This is a genomic window from Psychrobacter sp. TB20-MNA-CIBAN-0197 (assembly GCF_040309765.1).
GTDB lineage: Bacteria > Pseudomonadota > Gammaproteobacteria > Pseudomonadales > Moraxellaceae > Psychrobacter > Psychrobacter submarinus.
The window spans coordinates 1-236 of the sequence record NZ_JBEOPC010001376.1; the positions used below are offsets into that span (position 1 = coordinate 1).

Genomic DNA, 236 nt, shown 5'->3' on the forward strand with positions numbered 1-236 from the left:
GGCCATGGACGTGCAATCGATCCTTGGCCAGATCCAAGGCCAGATCACCCCGCAGCAGCGCGCTGCGCTGGAGAAGAACGGCATCAACATCGGCGGCAAAGGCATCCGCGCTTGCCTGACGCCGCAGCAGGTGGCGACCAACGACATCCCGTTGGCCGACCCGCAATCGGGCTGCAAGCAGCAGATCACCGAGCGCACCGGCAACCAGTGGAAATTCCGCTTCAGCTGCCCGAAAG

Annotated in this window: 1 protein-coding gene; it reads left to right on the plus strand. The window is 64.0% G+C overall.

The features are described 5' to 3' along the window. The coding region (locus AAEY83_RS18460) for a DUF3617 domain-containing protein (RefSeq protein ID WP_351061601.1) at positions 1–236 on the plus strand (236 nt) is incomplete at both ends.